The 20,389-nt window shown below is 66.8% G+C and carries 21 protein-coding genes; 7 read left to right on the top strand and 14 right to left on the bottom strand.

Annotated elements, in window-relative coordinates:
• The first annotated feature begins 1 nt into the window (after position 1).
• Complete coding sequence (locus tag ACFC0O_RS05550) at positions 2 to 154, top strand: hypothetical protein (RefSeq protein ID WP_375954087.1); 153 nt, start codon at positions 2 to 4, stop codon at positions 152 to 154.
• 36 nt (positions 155 to 190) lie between these two features.
• Here the strand turns inward: ACFC0O_RS05550 and ACFC0O_RS05545 are convergent, their stop codons facing one another.
• Both ACFC0O_RS05545 and ACFC0O_RS05540 read right to left on the bottom strand, forming a co-directional pair.
• A complete protein-coding gene (locus ACFC0O_RS05545; protein WP_375954085.1) occupies positions 191 to 625 on the bottom strand; it encodes a YybH family protein in 435 nt (144 codons plus the stop codon).
• The gene (locus ACFC0O_RS05540; RefSeq protein ID WP_375954083.1) at positions 591 to 1,196 is read right to left on the bottom strand and encodes an NADPH-dependent FMN reductase; all 606 of its coding nucleotides are present in this window, start codon (positions 1,194 to 1,196) and stop codon (positions 591 to 593) included. The genes ACFC0O_RS05545 and ACFC0O_RS05540 overlap by 35 nt, the downstream gene beginning before the upstream one ends.
• Before the next feature lie 133 nt (positions 1,197 to 1,329).
• Here ACFC0O_RS05540 and sigJ point away from each other — a divergent pair, with 133 nt between their 5' ends.
• Together sigJ and ACFC0O_RS05530 are read left to right on the top strand one after the other, a co-directional pair.
• Positions 1,330 to 2,241: an RNA polymerase sigma factor SigJ gene (gene sigJ, locus ACFC0O_RS05535; RefSeq protein WP_375954081.1), complete on the top strand. Its 912-nt coding sequence runs from the start codon at positions 1,330 to 1,332 to the stop codon at positions 2,239 to 2,241.
• Between the two features lie 49 nt (positions 2,242 to 2,290).
• Positions 2,291 to 4,486 (top strand): DUF4132 domain-containing protein, encoded by a 2,196-nt coding sequence (locus ACFC0O_RS05530; RefSeq protein WP_375954080.1) that lies wholly within the window; start codon positions 2,291 to 2,293, stop codon positions 4,484 to 4,486.
• Between the two features lie 18 nt (positions 4,487 to 4,504).
• On the opposite strand, the gene ACFC0O_RS05525 is transcribed toward ACFC0O_RS05530, so the two are convergent.
• Positions 4,505 to 5,581 (bottom strand): YihY/virulence factor BrkB family protein, encoded by a 1,077-nt coding sequence (locus tag ACFC0O_RS05525; RefSeq protein ID WP_375954078.1) that lies wholly within the window; start codon positions 5,579 to 5,581, stop codon positions 4,505 to 4,507.
• Positions 5,582 to 5,703: 122 nt separating this feature from the next.
• Between ACFC0O_RS05525 and ACFC0O_RS05520 the strand changes: the two genes are divergently transcribed.
• Positions 5,704 to 7,419 carry a DEAD/DEAH box helicase gene (locus ACFC0O_RS05520; RefSeq protein WP_375954076.1) on the top strand — a complete coding sequence of 572 codons (1,716 nt, stop codon included), beginning with the start codon at positions 5,704 to 5,706 and terminating at the stop codon, positions 7,417 to 7,419.
• A 21-nt stretch (positions 7,420 to 7,440) separates the two neighbouring features.
• On the opposite strand, the gene ACFC0O_RS05515 is transcribed toward ACFC0O_RS05520, so the two are convergent.
• The 3 genes from ACFC0O_RS05515 to ACFC0O_RS05505 all read right to left on the bottom strand — a co-directional run bounded on the left by ACFC0O_RS05515 (position 7,441) and on the right by ACFC0O_RS05505 (position 9,822).
• Positions 7,441 to 9,159: an amidohydrolase family protein gene (locus ACFC0O_RS05515; RefSeq protein ID WP_375954074.1), complete on the bottom strand. Its 1,719-nt coding sequence runs from the start codon at positions 9,157 to 9,159 to the stop codon at positions 7,441 to 7,443.
• 83 nt (positions 9,160 to 9,242) lie between these two features.
• Positions 9,243 to 9,548, bottom strand: coding sequence for a DUF1905 domain-containing protein (locus ACFC0O_RS05510; protein WP_375954073.1), 306 nt, complete (start codon positions 9,546 to 9,548; stop codon positions 9,243 to 9,245).
• Positions 9,549 to 9,630: 82 nt separating this feature from the next.
• Positions 9,631 to 9,822: an excalibur calcium-binding domain-containing protein gene (locus ACFC0O_RS05505; RefSeq protein ID WP_375955958.1), complete on the bottom strand. Its 192-nt coding sequence runs from the start codon at positions 9,820 to 9,822 to the stop codon at positions 9,631 to 9,633.
• On the opposite strand from ACFC0O_RS05505, the gene ACFC0O_RS05500 reads away from it, so the two are divergent.
• Positions 9,746 to 10,081 carry a hypothetical protein gene (locus ACFC0O_RS05500; RefSeq protein WP_375956133.1) on the top strand — a complete coding sequence of 112 codons (336 nt, stop codon included), beginning with the start codon at positions 9,746 to 9,748 and terminating at the stop codon, positions 10,079 to 10,081. The genes ACFC0O_RS05505 and ACFC0O_RS05500 overlap by 77 nt on opposite strands.
• A gap of 168 nt (positions 10,082 to 10,249) precedes the next feature.
• Here ACFC0O_RS05500 and ACFC0O_RS05495 read toward each other — a convergent pair whose 3' ends face one another.
• From ACFC0O_RS05495 to ACFC0O_RS05485, 3 genes are all read right to left on the bottom strand, one after another.
• Positions 10,250 to 10,747, bottom strand: a complete 498-nt coding sequence (locus ACFC0O_RS05495; RefSeq protein ID WP_375954071.1) for a DUF1992 domain-containing protein — start codon at positions 10,745 to 10,747, stop codon at positions 10,250 to 10,252.
• 27 nt (positions 10,748 to 10,774) lie between these two features.
• Complete coding sequence (locus ACFC0O_RS05490; RefSeq protein WP_375954069.1) at positions 10,775 to 11,464, bottom strand: hypothetical protein; 690 nt, start codon at positions 11,462 to 11,464, stop codon at positions 10,775 to 10,777.
• A 71-nt stretch (positions 11,465 to 11,535) separates the two neighbouring features.
• Entirely contained in the window at positions 11,536 to 12,303 is a 768-nt protein-coding gene (locus ACFC0O_RS05485) for a helix-turn-helix transcriptional regulator (protein WP_375954067.1), read from the bottom strand.
• A gap of 55 nt (positions 12,304 to 12,358) precedes the next feature.
• On the opposite strand from ACFC0O_RS05485, the gene ACFC0O_RS05480 reads away from it, so the two are divergent.
• On the top strand, positions 12,359 to 12,943 hold the full coding sequence (locus ACFC0O_RS05480; RefSeq protein ID WP_375954065.1) for a class I SAM-dependent methyltransferase: 585 nt from the start codon (positions 12,359 to 12,361) through the stop codon (positions 12,941 to 12,943).
• Here the strand turns inward: ACFC0O_RS05480 and ACFC0O_RS05475 are convergent.
• From ACFC0O_RS05475 to ACFC0O_RS05455, 5 genes are all read right to left on the bottom strand, one after another.
• Positions 12,922 to 13,482, bottom strand: a complete 561-nt coding sequence (locus ACFC0O_RS05475; protein WP_364631629.1) for a hypothetical protein — start codon at positions 13,480 to 13,482, stop codon at positions 12,922 to 12,924. The two genes, ACFC0O_RS05480 and ACFC0O_RS05475, sit on opposite strands and share 22 nt — an antisense overlap.
• A 1-nt stretch (position 13,483) precedes the next feature.
• Entirely contained in the window at positions 13,484 to 15,211 is a 1,728-nt protein-coding gene (locus ACFC0O_RS05470; RefSeq protein ID WP_375955956.1) for a DEAD/DEAH box helicase, read from the bottom strand.
• A gap of 226 nt (positions 15,212 to 15,437) precedes the next feature.
• Positions 15,438 to 15,632, bottom strand: a complete 195-nt coding sequence (locus ACFC0O_RS05465) for a hypothetical protein (RefSeq protein WP_029903635.1) — start codon at positions 15,630 to 15,632, stop codon at positions 15,438 to 15,440.
• A gap of 336 nt (positions 15,633 to 15,968) precedes the next feature.
• The gene (locus ACFC0O_RS05460) at positions 15,969 to 17,774 is read right to left on the bottom strand and encodes an acyl-CoA dehydrogenase (RefSeq protein ID WP_375954063.1); all 1,806 of its coding nucleotides are present in this window, start codon (positions 17,772 to 17,774) and stop codon (positions 15,969 to 15,971) included.
• Positions 17,775 to 17,862: 88 nt separating this feature from the next.
• A complete protein-coding gene (locus tag ACFC0O_RS05455) occupies positions 17,863 to 18,897 on the bottom strand; it encodes an AraC family transcriptional regulator ligand-binding domain-containing protein (RefSeq protein ID WP_375954061.1) in 1,035 nt (344 codons plus the stop codon).
• A 135-nt stretch (positions 18,898 to 19,032) separates the two neighbouring features.
• On the opposite strand from ACFC0O_RS05455, the gene ACFC0O_RS05450 reads away from it, so the two are divergent.
• The gene (locus ACFC0O_RS05450; protein WP_375954059.1) at positions 19,033 to 20,358 is read left to right on the top strand and encodes an aldehyde dehydrogenase family protein; all 1,326 of its coding nucleotides are present in this window, start codon (positions 19,033 to 19,035) and stop codon (positions 20,356 to 20,358) included.
• The last annotated feature ends 31 nt before the right edge of the window (positions 20,359 to 20,389 follow it).

Here is a 20,389-nt window from a genome sequence, read left to right as displayed (position 1 = left end):
CATGTGTCAGCGCACCACCTGCCGCGCCTGCGGTAAGCCCGGTTTCACCGGATGCGGTAACCACGTCGAACAGGTGCTGGGCGATGTGCCGAAATCCGACCGCTGTTCCTGTGCGGCGGAATCGCCGACGCGCAGTCGGTGGCGGTGGTGGTGATCGCACTTTCCGCTCGCTGATCCGCGCGGGATACCGTCACGGCGTCAGGTCGGTCACGCCGCTGCCGCTCACGACATCGAACGGCACCGAGACCTGATCGTGCGCGATCAGCCAGTCGCCGTTGATCTTTCGCATACCGTAGGTGACCCGGACCCACATGCCCGCCGTCGCGGTGCCGTCACGCAGGGTGCCGCTCAGGCGGGCGAAGCCGTGGCCGAAGGCCACCTCATCGCCCACGGTGAAGGTCAGATCGCGGAGTTCGTAGGTCACCTCCGCGAAAACGGTGAAGACCTTGATCCAATTGGCGAGTTTGGCCTCGATGCCGACGTGCTGGAGCGGTGGCTCCACGTCGAAGGAGATGACATCGGGCGTGTAGAGCTGCCGCACCGCGTCGAGATCCTTGGCGCGCAGTGCCGCGATTACCTGGTCGACGGTCTCAATGGGTGACTGAAAGCTGTTCCGCGTCTTCATATTCGGCTCCTTCGATGTGACGTAGCGGTGCGAGGGCGGTGCTCCACGCGGTGAGCTGATCGAGCATGGCGTGCAGCGCCGCGGTATGGCGTTCGCCCGGAACGAATTCGGTGTAGTTCCGGAAATCGGTGAGCACCGAAATGCTGACCTGGCGGCTCACATCCGCCATGCCCAGCACCCCGCAGATCGAACGCAGATGCTCCACCGCGAGCACCCCGCCACCCGCACCGTAGGAGACGAATCCGACCGCCTTGTCCACCCATTCGGCGAAGATGTGGTCGATCGCGTTCTTCAGCACCCCGGGGGCGGAATGGTTGTATTCGGGGGTCACGATGACGAACCCGTCGAACGGCGCGATGCGCGCGGCCCACGCACGGGTGTGCTCATGCGCCGATGGTCCGAACATCGGCGCTACCGCCTCGTCCAGATGCGGTAGCGGATGATCGGCCAGATCGATCAGTTCGAATTCCGCGTCACCGCGCGCCGACGCCGTCTCCAGCACCCAGTCGGCGACCTGCGGACCATTGCGTTTGGGGCGGGTGCTGCCCAGGATGATGCCGATTTTGATCATTTCCCGAACTCCTGTTCTGCTGAGTGTCACCACCTTCCGACGACACAGGCGTCCGGAATGTCAGGCCGCCTCACAGACCGGTGCGCTATTTCGTCGGAGTCGATGAGGGCCGCAGCGACAGAGGGAGCCGACTATGACCGATCCGCAACTGGGCGCGGTGATGAGTGAGCGCGGACAGCTGATCAACCTCGCCTACCGCCTGCTCGGCTCGCTCGCCGAGGCCGAGGATGTGGTGCAGGAGACGTATGTGCGCTGGTACGCGCTCTCGGATCGGCAGCGCGCGGACGTGCTGAACCCCGGAGCCTGGTTGACCACGGTCGCCAGCCGCATCTGCCTGGATCTGCTCGGTTCCGCCCGCGCGCGGCGGGAAAGATATGTGGGCGAATGGATTCCGGAACCGCTGCCCGGCCGCTCGGAATGGCTCGGCGGTCCCGTCCCCGCCGACCCCGCCGATCGGGTCACCCTCGACGAGTCGATCGGCATGGCGTTTCTGGTCGTATTGGACGCCATGACACCGGCCGAACGGGTGGCGTTCATCCTGCACGATGTCTTCCGCTACTCCTTCGCCGAAGTCGCGGAGGTGGTCGGCCGCACTCCCGCCGCCTGCCGCCAACTCGCCTCGAGTGCGCGCCGCCGCGTCGACACCGCGCACCGCCCGTCCGGCGCCGACCGGGCCGAGGTGGTGCGCGAATTCAAACGAGCCTGGGAGACAAGCGATATCGAGGCCCTGATCGAACTGCTCGATCCCGCCGCCATCGCCACCGCGGACAGCGGCGGCCTCGCCCTGGCCTTCCGCCACCCCATCGTCGGCGGCAAGCGCATCGCCCGCGCCTGGATCGAACTCGCCGCCCGCAGAACCGAAGTGGCGCTGCTGGAGCGCACCGTCAACGGTCAACCGGGCCTGGTCGCGGAGATCGACGGGGCCGTCGTCTCGGTGTACGCCTTCGATATCGCGGACGGGCGGATCAGCCGCATCTGGGTCATCCGCAATCCGGAGAAGTTGCGGCCGTGGACCGTCAGCGAACAGCGCGAAAACCTGTCGTAGGGCTCGGCCATACTCGTCGGAAAGGTGTTGCTACAGGAGGATTGGCGTGATGGGGGAAGTACTGCCGGGGTTGTTCACCGATCCGGAGTGGGAGCGGCTCAGCCGGGCCTATACGGCAGCCACCGCCGCCGAGCGGGCGCGTGTGGTACCGCTGATGCCGGGGCTGATCGCACCCGAGGTGGAAGAGGTGGTGTGGGAGCCGGGGGAGCGCGAACAGTGGCGCACGGAGGGCGCGCGAATTCGTCTCTGGTACCGGTATCAAGAGCGGCTGGATGCCGAGGGCTGGCCCGCGACGATGGCGGCCTGCCGGCGGGGCGAGTACGACCATGCGGAGTCTCAGGTATATCTGTTCCTGAACGGACCCGAGGAATTGACCCGCCCGCTACTCGCCGAGTGGCAGCGGGACTTCGGCTGTTCCGGGACGCTGTCATGGCTGCGTGCGCTGTTCGCCAGGTTCGGCGCCGAAGTGCTGCCGCTGGTGCTGTCGCACGCGAAAGTCAGTGCCTACGACTACGGTCCGGCCCTGCTGCCGGTGCGCACCGCCGAGATCGCGGTGCTGATGGCGGACTGGCTGGTGCGATTGAAATCGGCGCGGCGTATCGCCCGCGAGTGGTTCGCCCGGCATGGGCTCGCGGCCGTGCCGCTGCTCACCCCGGACGCGCTCGGCAAGACCCGGGTGCCCCGGGAAAAGGCAACCGCCGCACTGATTCTCATTGCGGAGAAGTACGGTGCGAACGAAGTCGTCGGAGCGGCGCGGTGCCATGGCGACGAGGCCGCCGCCGGAGTAGAGGCGATACTGTCCGCGGCGTCCGATCACGGTGCTGACGCGGGGCCCGTCGAGCGGCCGGCGAAACCTCCGAAACTGCCCTGGCTCGATCGAAATAAGTTGCCGCGATTGCTGTTTCATGACGGCACCGAGCTGTCCGCGGAGGCCGAGGAACGTCTGCTCGGCGGTCTGGCGCTCTCGCCCGGGGTGTCGTGGTTCGGTCCCGCGACCCCGTATCCGGGTCTCGTCGAGGCGGTGCGCTGCTGCGATCCCGGCTCGCTGGCCGCATTCGGCTGGCGGATTTTCGAGCTCTGGGCGGCGGCTCGCACCCCGGGCCGCAATGGCTGGGTCATCGACCAGTTCTACTGGCTGGCCGATGCCGAGGTGACACGCCGATTCGGGGCGGCGATCCTGCGCTGGCCGACGGCGAACAGCGATAAGCACGCGGTGAGCGTGTTGCGTGCCATGGGCACCGATCCCGCGTTGGAACAATTGCATCGAATCTCTCAGCGCGCCAAAGCTCCCGGTCTGCGCTCCACGGCCGCCGATTGTCTGGCCGCGGCCGCGAAGCAGCGCGGGCTCAGCACCGAGGAACTCGCCGACAGGCTTGTCCCAGATCTCGGGTTGGATGCGAACGGCACGCTGGTCCTGGACTACGGTCCGCGCGCGTTCACGGTCGGATTCGACGAGAAGCTCACGCCCTTCGTGATCGACGCGGCGGGCAAACCTCGCAAGGCATTGCCCAAACCGGCCGCCGCCGATGACGGCGTCCTCGCGCCCGCCGCCTATCAGCGGTTCGCGGAGTTGAAGAAGCTGGTCCGCGGTACCGCATCCGATCAGATCATGCGGCTCGAACGCGCGATGATCTCCGGAAGAGACTGGAGCCCGGCGGATTTCGAGCGTTATCTGGTGGCTCCGCCGCTGCTGCGGCACATCACCCGCCGACTGATCTGGACCACCGGCGAAATCGTCTTCCGTATCGCGGAGGATCTCACGCTGGCCGATGTGGACGATTCGACCGTGACGCTGCCCGAATCCGCCCGGGTCCGCATCGCACATCCGCTCGAACTCGGTGCGGCGGTCAATGATTGGGGTGAGGTGCTCGCCGACTACGAGATCACCCAGCCATTCCGCCAACTCGGCCGCCCGGTCTACGAGCTGACCGAAGCGGAACGCGCCAGCGGTGAAATCACCCGATTCGCGGGGGTTACCGTGCCGGTGGGCGCGATTCTCGGTCTCATCGGCAAGGGGTGGGAGCGCGGGTACACCTGGGACGGCGGGATTCAGCACGATTTCTGTCGGCGGATCGACAAATCCCAAGCCCTGGTGGTCGAGTTGGATCCGGGCATCCTGGCTGCGGGCGCGATGATCTTCGATGAGCAGAAGATCACCGGAATCCGTTTCAATACACCGCCGTTGGAGCTCGATCCGGTGCTGGCGTCCGAGCTCCTCGCGGATCTGGCGGGGCTGGTGCCCTGAGCCGGGCGACCGCCGGGATCAGTACCGCATACGCAGGGTCGGCGGGTCCTTCTCCAACGACACCAGTTGGACCGTCGGCGGGTCCGAGGGATCGAACTCGGGCTCGGCGGCCGTGGCCCTGCGCTGTTTGCGCCGAGCCCACCAGGCTCGGATCTGGGCCGCCCGGGTCGCGCGGGCGGGCCAGAATTCCTGGACGCTGGCATTGAATTCCGCGCCGAGGATGACCGCGAACCCGAGGAAGAAGGTGAAGAGCAGGAAGGCGATGGGGGTGGCCAGCGCGCCGTAGGTGACCCCGGTGCGGGTGACCCAGGCCAGATAGCGGCGCAGGCCCTCACTCGCGGTCATGAAGAACACGCCCGCAACCAGCGCGCCGCCGAACAGTCGATGCCAAGGCAGCGTGCGATGCAGGGCGAGTTTGTAGAGCGTGGTGAGCGCGACGATGAGCAGCAGTCCCGCGCCCGGGTAATAGAAGGTGTCGATCAGTCTGAGCCCGGGCTCTTTCCATCCGCGCGGCAGCACCCGCCCCACCAGCGACGGTCCCAGCGCCACCAACGGCAGAATCAGCACCGAGGTCACCAGGAACAGCACGTACAGCCAGAGCGCGAAAATTCGCTGCCAGACCGGATGCCGCGCATTGGCCTGGCCGTGCGCGGCGGTGATGGCGTCCACGAAGGTCGCCATGGCCGAGGATCCGGCCCACAGCGAGAGCACGAAACCCACCGAGACCACCCCGCCGTGACCACGTTTGAGCACGTCATTGGTGGTGGGTTCGATGAGGTCGTCGACCACGCTGGCGCTGAACAGGTTCCGGCTGAAGGTAATGATCTTGGATTCCACGATGTCCACGGTGTCCGGGCCGAACCAGTGCCCGACATAGCCGAGACTGCCGAGCAGGCCCAGCAGCAGCGGGGCCAGCGACAGCGTCTGCCAGAACGCGGCGGCGGCGGACTTGTTGAAGATGGAATCGTTCCACGCCTTCACCGCGACGTGCACGATGAGCTCGCGAACTCGCCCGAGCCGTGTGGTGACGCGCACGTCTGCCCCGGGCGCGTCGGACGCGTCGGCGTGTTGCGGGGATTTTTCGTGCTCGTTCATCGTGGCTACAGCATCGCTCACCAGCGTTTCAAATGGACGCGGACCCACGATGTGTCGTGCGGCACTACTTGTGACCGTGTTGGATTGGTGCGTTGTCGGTCCACATCGCTAATCTCTTCCAAGTGACTTCGGGTGGTGGCGGTTCATTACGTGCTTGGCAGCGCAGGGCTCTCACCAAGTATCTGACAACCAAGCCTCGCGACTTCCTCGCCGTCGCGACTCCGGGCGCGGGTAAGACGACTTTCGCGCTGCGTGTCGCGGCCGAACTGCTCGCCGATCGAACCATCGATCAGGTGACGGTGGTCGCCCCGACCGAACATCTGAAGCATCAGTGGGCCGGATCTGCGGCGCGGCTCGGGATTCAGCTCGACTCGAACTTCTCCAACTCCACCGGATCGACCTCCTCGGACTATCACGGTGTGGTGGTGACCTACGCGCAGGTGGCCTCGCATCCGTTCAAGCATCGGGTGCGCACCGAGAACCGGCGCACGCTGGTCATCATGGACGAGATCCATCACACCGGCGACGCCAAGAGCTGGGGTGAGGCGGTCGAGGAAGCCTTCGGGGACGCCACCCGAAGACTCGCGCTGACCGGAACGCCCTTCCGCAGCGATGATTCGAAGATCCCGTTCATCACCTATGAGGCCGATGAATCGGGTTTCGAGAAATCCAAGGCCGATCACACCTACGGCTACTCCGAGGCGCTCGCGGACGGCGTGGTGCGGCCCGTGGTCTTCCTGGCCTACTCCGGTGAGGCGCACTGGCGGGACAGCGCGGGCGATGAGTACTCCGCCCGCCTGGGTGAGCCGCTGAGCGCCGAGCACACCGCGCGCGCCTGGCGCACCGCCCTGGACCCCGCCGGCGACTGGATGTCCAAGGTGCTCACCGCCGCCGATACCCGGCTGCGGCAGTTGCGGGCCACGGGTATGCCCGATGCGGGCGGTCTGGTCATCGCCACCGATCAGGACAAGGCGCGCGATTACGCCGAACTGCTGGAACATATCTCGGGCACCAAACCGACCGTGGTGCTCTCCGACGATCCGGCCTCCTCGGCGCATATCGGAACCTTCAGCGAGAGCACCGATCCGTGGATGGTCGCGGTGCGCATGGTGTCCGAGGGCGTCGACGTACCGCGCCTGGCGGTCGGCGTGTACGCCACCAGCGCTTCCACCCCGCTGTATTTCGCGCAGGCCATCGGCCGGTTCGTGCGTGCCCGCAAGACCGGTGAGACCGCGAGCGTGTTCCTGCCGTCGGTGCCGGTGCTGCTGGATCTGGCCGCGCAGCTGGAGGTGCAGCGCGATCACGTCATCGGCAAACCGCATCGGGAGAAGAACGAACTCGACGACGAACTGCTGATCGACGCCAATAAGCAGAAGGACGAACCGGGCGAGGAGGAGAAGAAGTTCATCGCCCTGGCCGCGGACGCCGAACTGGATCAGGTCATCTACGACGGTGACTCGTTCGGCACCGCCACCTTCTCCGGTAGTGATGAGGAGGCCGACTACCTCGGCATCCCGGGGCTGCTGGACGCCGATCAGATGCGCGCGCTGTTGCGTGATCGGCAGACGCGTCAGTTGCAGGAGCGCACCGCGGAATCCGCGCGGACGGTCACCCTGCCGACCAACGCCGCCTCCGCCGAACGCGCGGCCACCGCGGATCGGCTCGGTGAGCTGCGGCGTGAGCTCAACAGTCTGGTCGCCATGCACAATCACCGGACCGGCAAACCGCACGGGGTGATCCACGGTGAGCTACGCCGCGAATGCGGTGGTCCGCCAACGGCATTGGCCACGGCGGAACAGCTCACCGAACGCATCGCGGTACTGCGCCGCACCAGCTGATCCGGCGGAATCCACCGCCGATCAGGCGGTGAGGAACGTGCCCGCGTGCAGGGTCGTGCCGAATCCCGGTGCGAACGTGCCGTATTCGTACACCACGTGCCCGCCGACCACGGTGGCCGCGACCGCTCGGTCATTGCGATTGACCATGCGCGAGACGCCGCTGCCGGATAGCTCGGCTTCGGCGTAGTCGGCGGTGCCGTCGAAACCGGTCGGATCGATGACGGCGATATCGGCGCGTGCGCCGACGGCGAGCCGTCCGGCATCGAGGCCGTACCACTCCGCGAGTTCACCGGTGAGCCGGTGCACCGCCTGTTCCAGGGGCATGAAGCCGCGCCGGTGCACGCGTTCGAGCATGCGCAGGCTCGCGTTGTAGAAGGCCATATTGCGCAGGTGCGCACCGGAATCCGCGAAACCGATCTGTACCAGGGGAGAGGTTTGCAGGCGGTCCAGCACCGCGTCGCGATCATTGGCGATGGTGGTGCGCCAGCGCAGTGCCGCACCGTGTTCGACGGTCAGATCCAGCAGCGCGTCCGCGGCCGTGATACCGCGATCGGCGGCGACCGCCGCGAAGGACCTGCCGACCACGGTGGCATCGGGGCAGGCCATGATCTCGGCGTCACCGAGATCGCGATGCCATACCCGGGGACCGAATTTCTTGGCGAGATCCTTGCGGAAGCGGCGGCGATACCCCTCGTCCTTCAGCAATTCACCACGCTCGAGCACCTGCCGGATATTCAATGCCGCTGCGCCGGAACCGAATTCCTCGAAGATGACCAGATCGATCCCGTCGGCGTACACCTCGAACGGCACCGGCAGATGCTGCCAGCGCAGATCGGCCCGGCCGAGCCGATTGGCCACCCAGGCCGCGCCCAGCGCGGCATTGACCACGGTGCGATCGGCCTTGATATCGGCCGCGGACAGCAGGGAGGTCTTGAGCGGGCGGCGGCCGAACAACCGTCCGACGCTCTGCGCGAAATAGCGTCCGATCTCCAGCCGCGAGGTGAGGTTCGGTGTGCTCTGATGCACCCGGCCACGTTGCCGCAGTACGGAATTCAGTCGCGCGTACTCCGCCCACGTCGCATAGGTCGACGGCAATTGCCGAGCCGGGAAACGGGTCCCCTCGAGTTTCGAGAACGAACTGCGAATGGTGGAGAGCCCCACGAATCCGGCATCGAGCGCCTCGCCGAGCATTTCCGCCATGCGATCCAGTTCGGCGGCGGTCGGACGCTCATTCGCGTCGACCGCTCGCCCCAAACCCATGACGGCCACTCGGATATCCGAATGTCCCAGGAACGCTGCCACATTCACGCCCAATGGCTGTGCCCCGATGGCCTGCACATAGGACTTGGGACCGGTCCACGTCTTATGTTCCTTGACCGCGTCGTTGACCACATCCCACGGCAGCGCCTCGACCCGCGCGAACATATCCGCGCAGTCCTGCGCGTCCGCGTAAACGGTTGACAGCGAACAATTCCCGAAGATCACCGAGGTGACCCCGTGCCGAGCCGATTCCCCCAGCCCCGGACCGGTGAGCACCTCCGCGTCGTAATGCGTATGCACGTCGATCATCCCGGGAATGACCCACTTCCCGGTGGCGTCGATCGTCCGATTCCCCTCCGGCAGACCGGATTCGATGGCCACGACCCGCCCGTCGCGCACCCCCACATCCGCGACGATCCGCTGCCCGCCACCGCCGTCGAATATCGTTCCGCCCCGGATAACGACGTCGTAGTCGCCCATCACGCACTCCAAACTCACAGGTATTTCATGCTAACCCGCGCAAACGCCCGCGATCCCGGGAGATTCGGCCACTCTCGCGCCGATCAGGACCCGACCACTTCCAACTCCACCCGAAACGAATCCCCCGTATCGAGCCCCTCGGCCGTCCGCACCGGCTTCTTCATCGGCAACATATACGTCCCCCGCTTCCGATCCGGAAATATCGAGGTAGCCCAAGTGCTCCCCCCAACCGTCACCCGCACCCGCACCGACCCGAACCCACCCGCGAGATGCCCATGCACCTCCTCGATCTCATCCGCCACCTCCTCCGGCAAACTCGTGAAATACCACGCCGCAGGCCCCTCCCACACCCACAACTCACTGGTAAACGAGTAACGCGAAGCAGCCATCCCCAGACCGTAACCCAGCGGTACGACAGCATCGGCCGAGCGGTGGCCGGGCTCGGCTCGATGGTGCGCTGTGGGCGGACGGCTACCTTTCGCAGGCGATGCCGTCGCCGTCCCGGTCCAGACGGGAGCTGTAGCCCGGGTCGCCACGACGAAGTGGGGCGGCGCCCGCCGCCTTCGCTTCCGCGCAGCTCTTGTAGGTGACCGCTGGAGCGGCGGGTACCGGGGCAGCGGGGACCGGTACGGCGGGCGGTGCGACGGGCGCGGGAGCCGCCACCGGTGAAGTGACCACGGGCGGCACCGGTGCCGGGATCACGGCCGGGGTCGTGGCGGCGGGCGGTGGAGCCGCAGCCGGAACGGTGGCTTCGACCGTGGTGGTCGTGGCCGGAACCGTGGTGGTCGAGGTCTGCGACGCAACCGCGGTTGTGGTGGTCGGGTGCGAGCTGCTGGAGGTGCCGGTGGTACCGGAGCCACCGCCCCCGCAGCCGGTCAGTACGGCGATGGCGCTGATGGCCGTCACGGCCATCAGCATCTGATGTCGAAATGTCATGGATTCCCCGGATGCCGAATGTGGATGCGATCGGGGACGGCGGAAAGCCTGCCCCCCGACCTGGGCCTCCGATCGCGGCACTCACTCTGCCAGGAAAGCCATTCCGGCGCACTGGATCTGGGCAATCACGCGGTTTGCGCGAGGTATATCCGGATCACCGTCCCAGCAAACGCCGCCACCAAGATCGCTTCGCGGCCACTTCGACCGATTCGGCCGATACGACTGCCGCACTGGGGATTCCAACCGACCGCTCGGCTTCTCGCGCCGCCTGCCATCTGGCCACCACATCATCCGCACGCACCGGCCCGATGGGGATGTCCGGACCGCCGGGGGATCGCAGCCACCGGACTATGCGTTCGTTGAGTTCGGTGACAGCTTCGCGGACGGCGCGCTCGGAGGTCATCGTCCGCACGGTGTGGTCGATGCGTTCGCGGTCGCGGCGCAGGACTATGTGTTCGGGCAGGAGGGCGTCGGTGCCGATGCCCTCGCGTTGCAGCAGGTTCCGGACCCACCAGTTCTCATCGTCCATACCCGGCGGGATGGGTTGGCCCGCCCCGGGCAGCCTGTCGAATTCGCCCCGTTCGGTGGCCTCACGAATCTGTTTGTCTATCCACGATTCGAAGGTGAGATCGGGCGGCTTACGCTCGGTCACCCCTCCAGGGTACCGAGGGGGCAAGTGTCAGTTCTGGCAGATCGGCCACGCGGCGGCGGGGTTGCAGCGGGATGGGCAGGCCAGGATGTAGACCTGATTGCCGACGAAGAGGCCGTCGTCGAGGGCGGCGGGGTAGGAATCGTCGTCGTCGGAATCGTCGTCCTCATCGGCGACTTTGAAGTCGTAGAAGCTGAAGTTCTCCGGGATCTGGGCCAGGAAGGCCAGGTCGGTGCCGCAGGCGCAGCGGTGCGACTCGGGGCCCTGGAACCAATGCGGTGCACCGCCGATCTTGAATCCGTAATAGGGCCGGTCGTCGTCAACGTCGTCATCGTCGGTGTCGGTGGTGGGAGACAGCGACAACGCGGTCGGGGTGAGGAACGGGTCCGGTGCCTCGGCGGGGACGCCGTTGCGCTGCAGCAGGATTCGCCAGAAGGGGCGGCGGCCGTCGAGTTCGTCCCAGAATTTCTCGGGCAGTTGTTCGCCCGTGAACCAGGGGCAGTCGCTCTCCACGGGGCATTGGAAGATCAGCAGCTGATCGCCGCCGAAGACAGGGATGTCCGCGGGCACCTGGACCTGGAAGTACAGCACCATGCGCTGCCCGCACCCGCAGGCCGGCCACGGCTGATCGGCCTCCAGTAGCGGCCAGCCGCCGATGCTGTTCCGGTCGCCCGGCTTGACCTCCGCCGAATCGACGTCGATCACATGAATCCGCCCCATGCTGAACCCCTCCCGAATCGATATGTCGCGCAGACGCTATCGCATACCGGCGACAGGCTGCGAAGCCGAATCTATCGGGCGAAATAGCGGGCGGGGGAGGTGCCGACTTCGCGGTGGAAGGCGGCGATGTAGGCGCTGGGGGTGGCGTAGCCGACTCGGGTGGCGATGCGGGAGATCGGCATTTTGGCGGCGAGTAGGGGGAGGGAGGCTGCGAGGCGGATTTGGGTTCGCCACTGGCCGAAGGTGATTCCGGTTTCGGCGAGGAAGGCGCGGGCCAGGGTGCGTGGGCTGACGGCGACCGCGGCGGCGAATTCGGGGAGGGTGCGCGGGTCGGCGGGGTCGGCTTGCAGTGCGGCCGCGACCCGCTGGGCGCGGACATCGACGGGGTGGCGCGCGCCGATCGGGATGACCTCGGCGGGGTTGAGTAGATCGAAGATCACCGATTCGGCTCGCTCGCGTTGCTGCGGGGTGGTGGCGTCCGCGGTGAGGTGTTGGAAGAGTTCGTGCAGTAGCGATGACACCCGCAGCATGGTTGGTGCGGGGAAATCCACGGGCGTGCGGCTCGGATCCAGGTAGATGCCGCTCATGATCGCGCCGTCGTAGGTGCCGGTGCGGTGGCGTATGCCGCCCGGAATCCAGAGTGCGCGGGTGGGTGGCAGGACCCAGCGGCCGCCGTCCACCTCGACTGTGATGACTCCTCTTGTGGCCCAGGCGATCTGATGTTGCGGGTGTTCGTGCTCGTCGAACCAGAGTCCGGGTGGCAGGGTTCCGGCGCCGAACACCATGGCGGTCGGCCCGGCGGGTGCGGGGAAGACCAGGGGTTGGCCGTTTGGCGACACAATCTGTCACCGTAGCCGGTTCTGGTCGCGGTGAGGGCTGCCTACCGTGAGGCGCATGGGAATGAATGTCCTGCACCAACTGTGCTGCCGCTCCTCTATGTGGGAGAAGACCAGTGCCACTCGAATCGTGCCGTGGGCGCTGGATCGCCTGGATCTCGGTGACAATGCCCTGGAGGTGGGGCCGGGCTACGGGGCGAATGTGCGCACCCTGCGCGAGCGCACTGCCGTGCTGAGCGGTTTGGAGATCGATCCGGCGCTGGCCACCCGATTGCGCTCACAGCACTCCGAGCGGATGCGGGTCATCGAGGGCGACGGCACCGCTATGCCGTTGCCGGACAGGGAATTCAGCTCGGTGGTCTGCTTCACCATGCTGCATCACGTCCCGTCCCCGGCGCAGCAGGACGCGCTGTTCGCCGAGGCGTTCCGGGTGCTGCGCCCGGACGGCGTCTTCGCCGGTAGCGACGGCCTGGACCGCCCCATGTTCCGCCTCATCCACCTGGGCGACACCTGCGTCCCGGTGCCGCCCGACACCCTCGCCGACCGCCTGACGCGCATCGGCTTCACCGATATCGACATCGAACCCGGCGCGTCCATATTCCGCTTCCGCGCCCGTCGCCCCTACGCGGGCACCTCGAAATAGGCCGCCGGATCCAGCGCGGAAAGCGGCGTCCATCGCACGGCATGAGTTTCCCCGCCGTGTGCGGCCGGTACGCTCCCGCCGCTCCGGAATCCCTGCAGATCCAGTGCCAGCCAGGGCGTTTCGTCGACCTGCCGGGCCAGCGCGTAGCAGGTGGCCAGATAGTGCAGGCACCGTTCGGTGCGCGTCCGGCAGGAGCAGTCGATGCGCGCGAATTCCGGTGCGACGCCGATCCCGCGCTCGGCCAGCGCGATTCGATGCTCATCGGTCAGGGTGAGCGCATCCGCCGGAATCACCTCCGCGATGGCGGCGATGGTCGCGGCGGCGAGCGGCACCAGCTCCAGATAGGTGACGGACGCCTCGGATCCGCGATGGATCGTCGCCCGCACCATGGTGTTCTCGATCTCGGTGTGCACCAGGCCATTACCCGCGATACTGCGGGCGCGCGGCAGCATCGGCTCCGGTTTGCTCATTTTCAGCGGCTGCGCCAGCCGCACCCAGTCCATACCCCAGCCGGTGTATCCGAAGTCATTGTCGGCCATATCAGTTGGCTCGCTTTCGACGCAGGAGTTCGAATAGTCGGTCGTCGTCGAGGCGCGCGAGCGCGGCGATCCCGGCCGTATCGGTGAGATCGGTGAGCGCCGACTTGCGATCGTGCATGCCCGCGATGTGCTCCTCGATGGTGGTGCCCGAGGTCAGCGTGGTGACGGTGACCGTGCGCGTCTGCCCGATCCGATGCGCGCGATCCGAGGCCTGCGCCTCCACCGCCGGATTCCACCAGCGATCGAAGTGAATGACATCGGCCGCCCGGGTGAGCGTGAGCCCGGTGCCCGCCGCCCGCAGGCTCAGCACCAATACCGGTGGCCCGTCCGGGGATTGGAAGTTCGCCACGATCTCCCCGCGCTGCGCCTGGTTGAGCCCGCCGTGGAAGAACGGCGCGGTCACGCCCAGCTCCTCGGCGCAGTGCCGCACCAGCAGCTCCCCGGTGCGCCGGTACTGGGTGAACACCAGCGTCGGCGCGTCATTGGCCACATTGGCGGCGAGAATATCGGCACACACGTCGAATTTGCCCGAGCGCCCGGCCAATTCGTCCAGGTCCCCATTGATCAACCCGGGGTGATTGCACACCTGCTTGAGTTCGGTGAGCACCGACAACAGCCGGGTGTGCCGCTGCCCGCCCGATCCGAACCCCTCCGTCTCGGCCCGGTCGAGCAACTGGTCGTAGAGCCGCTCCTGTTCCCGGGTGAGATCGCAGACCAGATCGGTGTGGATCTTGGGCGGCAGCGATCCGGCCACCTCGGCCTTGCGCCGCGCCAGCGCCACCGGTTCGATGGCATCGCGTAGTCGCAGCACCGCCGGCGCGGACCCCTCGGAGATGGGCCGCACGAATCGCCGCCGGAATTGCGCCTTGTGCGTGAACTCGTGCGGCACAACCAGGTTCAGCAGCGCCCACAGCTCGTCGAGATTGTTCTCCACGGGCGTACCGGTCAGCGCCACCCGCGCCTCAGCCTTGATACCCCGCGCCGCCTTGGACACCTGGGTCCGCGGATTCTTGAGCACCTGCGCCTCATCGAATACCACGCTGGTCCACTGCTTCTCGTCGAGCGCCCGCCCGTGCCCGCGCAGCGTCGGATATCCGGTCACCACCACCGTCCCCGGCGCGGCCTCCGGTGGTTCCCCGCCCCGCCAGCCGACGGCCGCCAGCCCGGGCGCGAATCGCTCGATCTCGTGCACCCAGTTCCCGACCAGCGAGGTGGGGCACACCACCAGTTGCGGTCCGGCCGCCATCCGCCCCAGCAGGAACCCGATGGCCTGCACGGTCTTGCCCAGACCCATCTCATCGGCGAGCACCGCCCCGCCGTGCGCGGCCACGGTCTCGTGCAGCCAGGTGATGCCGCGCGCCTGATACGGCCGCAGTTCGGCCTTCAATCCGCTGCGCAGTTCATTGCCGAGCGCGACGGTGTCCAGCAGTGCCCGCACCGCGCGTTCCGCCGTGACGATGGCGTTCCCGCCCGCATTGGGCACCGCGTGCGCGGCGATGGGCAGTGCGGGCTCGGCACCGCTCAGTACGTCACGCCAGCCCCGCACCGAGGAACCGGGCGTGGCGAGGTCGAGTCCCGGGAACCGCTCGGGCTCGACCATCAGACAGGGCAGCTCGCGCACCGCGAAGCCGCCGTCCTCGGGGACGGCGAGGGTGACGGTATCGGGCTCACCCTCGATCTCGGGCGTGGCGCCGGGCGCGGACGCGCTCCAACTCCACAGGGCGAACATATGCCGATCGGGCAGGTAGGTGGCGTGCACGGTGGACAGAACGCGCTCCTGACGACGTGGATCCCGGCCTGAGACAGCAAATTTCATTTTTCGCAAGTCCGGGTCCGGAAACTGGACAACGGGCGACCCGTTGGGGCCGCCCGTTGTTGGGGGTAATTCTGTTGGGAAGATTCAATTTTCGAGCGGACCCCTCGGCTGGTGAACCAGGACCGAGGACGAGGAGCTGTTACAGCGCCGGTGCCGACTCCGTGTCGATCACGGCTTCGAGTTCACGGAGACGATCCATGTGCTCATTGGCGTGATGCTGGCAGAAGAGCAACTCGCCACCGGCAGGAAGGACTGCACGTACACGCGCAGCCGCCCCGCAGCGGTCACAACGATCGACCGCGGTCAGTGGGGTGCTTGTCAGGGTTCCTGGCATGACTCCTCCGTCCTGGCTCCGGGTGCTCGCACATCCCATCGCCTGGTGTGGGGCTCGCGATCCACTTCGCGAGCTCGCTACCGCTACTTCCCAGCAGTGGTTGATGACTACTCTGTCAGACGTTCGGGGCGCGGTCTTTGTTCCCGTGGAGTTTCCCGTGTGTTTTGCCTAACACGACCTGCGATTTCGCTGAAAGCGAACAGGCCCGGTTATCCCCTGCGGAGCCGTGGAAAACGCCCCTCCGTACACGCTGATCGAGTTGTCTATCGGGAGACTACCCGGGGGCACCGACACTCACACTCCGATTCGATAACCCTCCGAACACACTTAGCAAGCTCACAGCCATGAAGGGTCGAGTGCGAGGGTGGTGCGGTCGCGCGAATCGAGCAGATCGAACATCGCAGTGGTGCGCGGCAATTCCCATCGGAAGAAGTATCCGGCGGCGGTGCGCTTGCCGAGACCGAAGGCTTCGCCGCGGGCCGCGCGTGGCGCGGCGGCCAGCGCCTGTTCGAGCCAGACCCAGGCCAGCGTCACATGCCCGAACGCCTCGAGGTAGACGGCGGAGTTGGCCAGCGCGGTCTCGGCGTCGCCGTCGCGCCACAGACCCGCCGTCGTGGCGGCGAGTCGCCCGGCGGCGGCCTCCAGGGCCTCGGCGAAGCCGATCAGCTCCGCGTCATCGGTGGCGCGTGCCGCCGTGACGGTGGCGGCCATACGGGTGAGCAGGGCGGTCAGCGCCGCACCGTTGTCGAGGGTGACCTGGCGGCCGAGCAGATCCATGCTCTGGATGCCGTGCGTGCCTTCGTGGATCGGGTTGAGGCGATTGTCGCGGTAATGCTGTTCCACGTCGTAGTCGCGGGTGTAGCCCGCACCGCCGTGCACCTGGATGGCCAGATCGTTGGCGGTCAGGCACCACTGGCTCGGCCAGCTCTTGGCGATGGGGGTGAGAATGCGCAGCAGGGTCCCGGCGGCGGTGCGCTCGGCCTCGGTCTCGGCGGTGTGCTGTTCGTCGACCAGCTTGCCGCAGTAGAGGGCAAGGGCCAGTGCGCCTTCCACGTACGACTTCTGCGCCAGCAGCATGCGGCGCACATCCGGATGGTCGACGATCGGCACCTGCGGGCCACCCTTCGCGCCCAGGGGACGGCCCTGCGGGCGATTGCGGGCGTAGTCGAGGGATTTGAGATAGCCGGTGTAACCCAGTGCGGTGGCGGCCAGGCCGACGCTGATGCGGGCCTCGTTCATCATCGTGAACATCTGCGCCAGACCGTGATTGGGCTGGCCCACCAGATAGCCGATCGCACCCGGCTGCCCGCCCGGGGTGAAATTGCCGTCACCGAACACCGGCGCGGTATTGACCGTGCCGCGCCAGCCCATCTTGTGATTGATGCCCGCCAGCACCACGTCATTGCGGACGGTCGGCCGATCCTGTTCGTCCGCAAGGAATTTGGGAACGATGAACAGTGAGATGCCGCGCGTGCCCTCGGGCGCGCCGGGAATCCGGGCCAGCACCAGATGCACGATATTCTCCGAAAGTTCGTGGTCCCCACCGGAAATCCACATCTTGCGGCCGAAGATCCGATACGAGCCGTCGTCCTGCGGGATGGCGCGGGTGGTGATGTCGGCCAGGCTGGATCCGGCGTGCGGCTCGGACAGCGCCATGGTGCCGAGATTGCGGCCGTCCAGCATTGGGCGTACGAATCGGTCGATCTGTTCCGGACTGCCGTGTGTGGCAAGCAGATTGGCGTTTCCGGTGGTGAGCATCGGATAGGCGGCGGTGCCCGCGTTGGCGGCGTGGAACCAGGCCATGCACGCGGTGTAGACCACATGTGGCAGCTGCATGCCGCCGATCTCGTAATCCATTGCCGCGCCGATCATTCCGGCATCGGCGAAGGCTTTCACGGCCTGGCCGACGGCGGGGATGATGTGCACCTTGTCGCCGTCGAACTCCGGCTCGTGCAGATCGCTCTCGCGATTGTGCGGGGCGAAGTAGGTGCCCGCCAGATCCTGGCACAGCCGCAGCACCTGATCGAAGGTGTCGCGGGAGTGATCGGCGAAGCGTTCGCGCCCGGTGAGGGACTCCACATCCAGCCAGTCGTAGAGCAGGAACTCGATATCGCGGGCGGACATGATCACGGACGGGTTCATGATTCCTCGAACGGTCGGGTACGGATGGTCACGTACCCGACGGTCTACCAGATCGAGGTGATCCCGCCCACGACCCGGCGGGCCGAACTCAGGAGCGTACCGAGGTGCGGCCGCGGTGCAACCGGCCGAAATGCCCGGGTGACTGGCCCTTCCAGGTGCGGAAGGCCGAGGCGAACGCCGATACGCTGGAATAGCCCAATCGTTCGGCGGCCTGTTCGACGGTGAGCCCGGCGATGAGCAGTTCCTCGGCGAGCAGGCCGACCGTCTCGGTGCTCAGTTCGCGGAAGGTGGTGCCCTCCTCGGACAGGCGCCGGCGCAGCGTGCGCACGCTGACATCCAGATCCGCGGCGATGCGCGCCTGATCGGCGGAGCCGCCGTGCCGGATGAGCAGCTGGCGCACCCGGCCGCTGAGCCCGGTGCGACTGTGCCTGCTCTCCATCAGATCGGCGCACTGCTGTTCGTAGAAGCGGGCGGTGGACATATTCGCCTGCGGCAGTGGGGTTTGCAGGGTGGTGGTCTGAAAGCTGATGCGGGACTGGGACATCGAGAAAGCCACCTCCTCGACGCCGAAGACCGCGCCGAACATCTCGTAGATGGGATGGGCCGCGACATCCAATTCCACCCGGACGGCGGGGAGTCGCATGGGGAGCAGATCCTGCTGAATGGTGGCGATGGCGGCGAGGTCCCGCTCCAGGCAGAAGCGGCGGATGTCCTTGGGTAGTGCGCTGTCATCGCGGACCACTCGCACTTCGGCGCCATTGTCCTCGATGTAATGGTGCGCGGCGGTGAAGGACAGATCGGCGTAGCGCAGTGCGATATCCATGGCCCCGCGTAGATTCGCGGCGCTCATGAGCGCGAATCCGAGCACCCCCATGGAGGGCGGATGGCAGAGCAGACCGGCCAGCAGACCCAGACCGGGTTCGTCCTCGATACCGGTGACCACATTGCGCAGGATCGAGAATTCCTGTGCCAGCGTGATTTCGGTGGACGGATCGCGCAGATCCGTTTCCCTGATACCGGATTCGTGTAATACCGACCGGATGGTAAGTCCGCGACCCAGGGCGAAGTCGGCCAGCAGGGCGGTGCTGGTGATGGACCGCAGTTGCGCCAACTCTTCCGTCACTCAGGCATACTCGCAAACTTTCGGCGTCCCCGGGCCGTTACCGGCCGGTAAGTTGCCTGGGTGCGGCCTATATTCGTCGATTCCTGGCCCATTGCCAGCTGGTCGCTCGAAAACCTCACCCATACGGTGAGATTCATGCGCACTGCGCTTTCCGCATATTCAGAGGTGCCGTCTGCCGGAAAGGTCGGCCCGCCGATGCTCATCGTGATCGCCCCCGCCGACGGCAGAGTGATCGACACCGTTCCCGCCCACACCCCCGAACAGGTCCGCGATGCCGTCGAACGGCTGCGCGACAACAGCGTGCTGTGGCGCTCGCTAGGCGTGGTCGGCCGCATCCACTGGCTGTACCGGTTCCGGAATTGGTTGCAGGAGAACCGATCCGGGCTGGTCACGCTATTGAGCCTGGAGACCGGCAAACCCGAGACCGAGACCGAGGCCGAGCTGGCGCTCACCATCGAGGCCCTGGACCACTACCGCACCAATGCCGCCGATTTCCTCGGCGGCAAATTACCGCAGGCAGCCATGCGCCCCGGCGCGGCCATGCAATTGGCGGTCGCCCACCACGCGTGTTCGGTGGTCGGGGTGATCGGCCCGTGGACATATCCGTTGGCGCTGGCCATGTTCGACGCCCTGCCCGCCTTGGTCGCCGGGGCGGCCGTCGTTGTCAAACCCTCTTCACAGACTCCGCTCACCATGCGGGCGGTCGCGGCGGGCTGGGCAAGTATCGGCGCCCCAGCGGTTTTCGACGTCGTCGCCGGACATGAGGCCGGACCGGCGGTGCTCGACCAGGTGGATTACATCCGATTCACCGGCAGCGCCGAAACCGGAAAGGTGGTGGCGCTGCGTGCCGCTGCCCGATTGATCCCGTGCTGTCTGGATCTGGGCGGCAAATCCACGGCGGTGGTGCTCGCCGACGCCGATCTGGATAAAGCGGCCGCGAGTATCGCGCTCGGCGGGTTGGCAAACAACGGGCAAAATCCCAACGCCATCGAGCGCGTCTATGTCGAAAGTGCGGTCTACGACGCCTTTCTCGTCAAACTCGTGGACGAGACCGCCGCGTTCGGACCGGTGCTCGACGATGACACCGCCGTCGGGGTGATGACCTCGGCCAAACACATCGACCTGGTCCGCGAACAGGTGCGCGACGCACTCCTCAAGGGCGCGACGCTGCACTGCGGCGGCACCGCCATCGGGCACAGCTTCGAACCGACCGTGCTCGGCGATGTCGATCCGACCATGGCGGTGCTGACCCAGCAGACGCTCGGCCCGGTACTGCCGGTGGTGCGGGTCGCCGAAGCGGGTGAGGCGTTCGAACTCGCGCTGCGCCCGCCCGGCGCGCCCTGTGTCAGTGTCTGGACCTCGGACGCGGCGGTCGGCGCTCGCGCGGTGGGCAGGTTCGCGCCCACCCCCGTCGGCGTCAATGACGTATCGGTGCACGTGGCCCGGCCCGCGCCTTATTGATTCCGGGCCCGCGCGCCATACGGTTCCCACC

Source organism: Nocardia sp. NPDC056100 (assembly GCF_042266325.1).
Lineage (GTDB): Bacteria > Actinomycetota > Actinomycetes > Mycobacteriales > Mycobacteriaceae > Nocardia.
The sequence above is the reverse complement of the archived record's forward strand: the minus strand, read 5'-3'. Positions and strand labels throughout refer to the sequence as shown.